General features: G+C 74.5%; 5 protein-coding genes. 4 read left to right on the top strand and 1 reads right to left on the bottom strand.

Going from position 1 to position 3,523, the window contains the following annotated elements; translation table 11 throughout:
• Nucleotides 1–530, bottom strand: a 530-nt coding sequence (locus VI078_09435) for an AIR synthase related protein (GenBank protein HEY5999502.1), incomplete at its 3' end; no start/stop codon positions are given.
• Nucleotides 531–603: 73 nt separating this feature from the next.
• Here VI078_09435 and VI078_09430 point away from each other — a divergent pair.
• The 4 genes from VI078_09430 to VI078_09415 all read left to right on the top strand — a co-directional run.
• Nucleotides 604–1,476, top strand: a complete 873-nt coding sequence (locus VI078_09430; GenBank protein ID HEY5999501.1) for a protein-glutamate O-methyltransferase CheR — start codon at nucleotides 604–606, stop codon at nucleotides 1,474–1,476.
• Nucleotides 1,473–2,720, top strand: a complete 1,248-nt coding sequence (locus VI078_09425; protein HEY5999500.1) for a methyl-accepting chemotaxis protein — start codon at nucleotides 1,473–1,475, stop codon at nucleotides 2,718–2,720. The genes VI078_09430 and VI078_09425 overlap by 4 nt, the downstream gene beginning before the upstream one ends.
• Nucleotides 2,721–2,727: 7 nt before the next feature.
• Complete coding sequence (locus VI078_09420) at nucleotides 2,728–3,210, top strand: chemotaxis protein CheW (GenBank protein HEY5999499.1); 483 nt, start codon at nucleotides 2,728–2,730, stop codon at nucleotides 3,208–3,210.
• Between the two features lie 14 nt (nucleotides 3,211–3,224).
• A partial coding sequence (locus VI078_09415; protein HEY5999498.1) for a response regulator occupies nucleotides 3,225–3,523 on the top strand: 299 nt, incomplete at its 3' end.

The raw sequence follows: 3,523 nt of genomic DNA, 5'->3' as shown, positions 1-3,523 counted from the left end.
GCCGACGCGCCAAGGTGCCCGGTGACGAACAGCGCATCCCCCGGGCGCGCCCCGGCGCGGGTGAGCAGCCGCGGCCCGGCGGCGCCGGCGAGCGTCAGCGAGAGGAAGACGCCGGCGTCCGACGCGCAGGTGTCGCCGCCGACGAGCGCGAACCCGAAGCGGCGCGCGGCCGCGCGCAAACCCCGCGCGACGCCGGCCGCGAACGCGGCGTCGAGGCCGGGCGGCAGTGCCACGGAGAGCAGGGCCCAGAGCGGGCGTCCCCCCATCGCGGCGATGTCGCTGACGTTCACGGCCGCCAGCTTCCAGCCGAGGTCGGGCGGCGGCGCCCAGCCGCGGCGGAAGTGGACGCCCTCGGCGAGCAGGTCGGTGGTCAGCAGGAGGGTGGTCCCCGGGGCGGGGCGCACGGCGGCGGCGTCGTCGCCGGGCCCGATCACCACCGCGCCTCGGCGCAGCCGCCCCGGCGCCCCCGCGAAGAGGCGCACGAGGGCGTCCTCCCCGATGCCGGACAGGGGCCGGGTCCGCGCGCGCATGCAGCCATTCTACAGCCGTGCGCGCGGTCACGTCGCATTGAATTCACGCCGGGGCCTGCGTATGATGCCCGGCGTGGTCCAGATCACGCAGGTGCCCGCCGACGTCGAGGACCGGCCCGACGAGGCCGGCATGCGCCGCCTCCGGCGCCTCGTGCGCGAGCGCACCGGCCTCGATCTCGCGCCGTACAAGGGCCCGTTCCTCGAGCGGCGCGTCGCGATCCGCCAGCGCGTGACCCGGCACGGGAGCCTCGGCGAGTACCTCGTCTTCCTCGGGCGCGAGTCGGCCGAGATGGACCGCCTGCTCGGGACGCTGACCATCCACGTCAGCGGCTTCTTCCGCAACCCGTCCACCTACGAGGCGATCCGGGCGCAGGTGCTGCCGCGGCTCTTCGCCGACGGGGCGCCCCGGCGCGCGCGCTTCTGGAGCGTCGGCTGCTCGCGGGGCGAGGAGCCGTACAGCCTCGCGATCCTCGTGCGCGAGCACCTCGGCCCCGCGCTCGGCGAGTGGGACGTGCGGATCGAGGCCACCGACGTCGACGCGCACGTCCTCGAGGACGCCAAGCGCGGCGAGTACGCGCCCGGCCAGGTCGGCGCGGTCCGCGCGGACCTGCGGGAGCGCTACTTCAGCGGCGAGCGGCGGCTGCACGTCGCGCCGGAGCTGCGGCGCATGGTCCGCTTCCACCGCGGCGACGTGCTGACGGGCGCACCCGTCGGCGAGTACGACTGCATCCTCTGCCGCAATCTGCTGATCTACCTGGACCGGCCGGCCCAGGCGGCCGTCTTCGAGCGCTTCGCCCGCGCGCTGCGCCCGGGGGGCTTCCTCGTGCTCGGCAGGACCGAGATCTTCGTCGGCGCCGACCGCGCGGCCTTCGAGGTCGTCGACGCGCGCGAGCGCATCTACCGCCGGCTCCCGCACGCGGGGGCGGCACCCGGGGGGGAGGCATGAGGGCCAAGCTCATCCTGAGTTTCATGGTGGTGATCCTCGCGATGGTCGTCGTGAACGCCATCTTCTACTACGTCGTGCGCGACGAGTTCCTGCGCCTCTGGCTCTCGGCGATCGTCGGCATCGCGGTGGGCGTGGTCCTCGGCGTGGTCATCTCGCGCTGGCTGACGGCGCGGATCGCGGACCTGGCGGCCGTCACGCACCAGATCGCCGCGGGGGATCTGACGAAGGAGGTCGCGCGGGCGGCCGACCGCGAGCTCGAGGAGCTGGCCGGCGCCTTCCGCACGATGGTCGGGCAGCTGCGGATGGTGGTCGCGCAGATCCAGGAGAGCGCCGGCAGCCTCAACGGCGCGGCGACGGGCTTCTCGGCGACGGCGCAGCAGATGAGCACGAGCGGCGAGGAGATCGCGGCCGCGACGGAGCACATCGCCAAGGGGGCGGAGCTGCAGGTCGAAGTCGTCGAGCGCGCCTCGGGGCAGATCCGCCAGGGGGCCGCGGCGATCGCGCGCATCGCCGAGCGCGCCCGGCTCGCGGCCGAGGCCAGCGCCGCCGCCGGCGACACCGCCCAGCGCGGCGGGGCGGCGGCCGCCGAGGCGCTCGAGAAGATGCGCACGGTCTTCGAGAAGATGGAGGGCTCCGCGGGCCTCGTCCATGGCTTCGGCGAGCGCACGCAGAAGATCGGCAAGATCGTCGAGGTCATCACCGGCATCTCCCAGCAGACGAACCTGCTGGCGCTCAACGCGGCGATCGAGGCCGCCCACGCCGGCGAGTACGGCCGCGGCTTCTCGGTCGTCGCCGACGAGATCCGCAAGCTGGCCGAGGCCACGCGGCGCTCCGCCGAGGAGATCACGGCGCTGGTCGCGGAGATCGGCAAGGAGAGCCTGCGGGTGCTCGCCACGATGGAGGCCGGCACGCTGGAGATGCGCCAGGGCCGCGAGGTCATCGATACCGTGCGCGGCTCGCTCGACCGCATCGTCCACGCCACGGTCGACGTCGCCCAGGGCGTGGGCGAGATCTCGAAGCTGGCCGCCGACCAGGCGCGCGGCGCCGACGAGATGGTCAAGGCGACCGAGGAGATCTCGCGCATTGCCGAGGACAACGCCGCGGCGACCGAGGAGGCCTCGGCCGCGACCGAGGAGCTGACCGCCTCGCTCGAGCAGATGGCCGGCTCCGCGCACGACCTGGCGCAGCTCGCCGGCGGCCTGCGCCACACCGCCAGCCGCTTCACCGTGGCGGCGCGGGCCTGATGCAGCGGTGAGCGGGGCGATGCTCGCCGCGACGGGGGAGCAGGCGCGCCTGCTCTTCTTCCTGGCCGGCGGGGAGCGCTTCGCCCTGGATGTGACGTACGTGCGCGAGATCCTGCCCCCCGGGGAGGTGACGCCGGTGCCCTTCGTCCCCGACACGGTGGCCGGCATCGTCAACCACCGCGGGACGATCTTCACGCTCGTGCGCTTCGCGCGCCTCGCCGGCCTCGGCGCCGATGAGCCCGGCGCGGTGGTGCTGCTGCGCCTGCCCGAGATGGCGGTGGGCCTGGTCGTGGCGGGGATCGAGGGGATCGAGCGCGTCTCCGGGCGGCTGGTCGCGGCCGCGCTCCCCGAGGGGACGGCGGCGCCGGTGGCGGCGTTCGTGCGCCGCGCCGCGGACGCGGAAGGGCGGCTCGTGCACGCGGTGGACGCCGACGTGCTCATCGACACCATCTACCAGCTCCCCGGCCTCGCGCGGGCCGGCGAGGCGTGAGGAGGGCAGGCCCTGTGACGGCTCGGGTGCTCATCGTGGACGACGCGCTCTTCATGCGCACGATGCTGCGCAACATCTTCGTCGAGAGCGGCTTCGACGTCGTGGGGGAGGCGGGCAACGGCGTCGAGGCGGTGGAGAAGTACCGGCAGCTCGCGCCGGACCTGACGACGATGGACATCGTGATGCCCGAGCGAAACGGCATCGAGGCGCTCAAGCAGATCGTGGCGCTCGACCCGGGGGCGCGGGTGATCATGTGCAGCGCGCTCGGCCAGGAGTCGCTGATCATCGAGGCGCTCGACGCGGGCGCGCGGGA

This window comes from bacterium, from assembly GCA_036524115.1.
In the GTDB taxonomy this organism is placed as follows: domain Bacteria; phylum JAUVQV01; class JAUVQV01; order JAUVQV01; family DATDCY01; genus DATDCY01.
The sequence above is the reverse complement of the archived record's forward strand: the minus strand, read 5'-3'. Positions and strand labels throughout refer to the sequence as shown.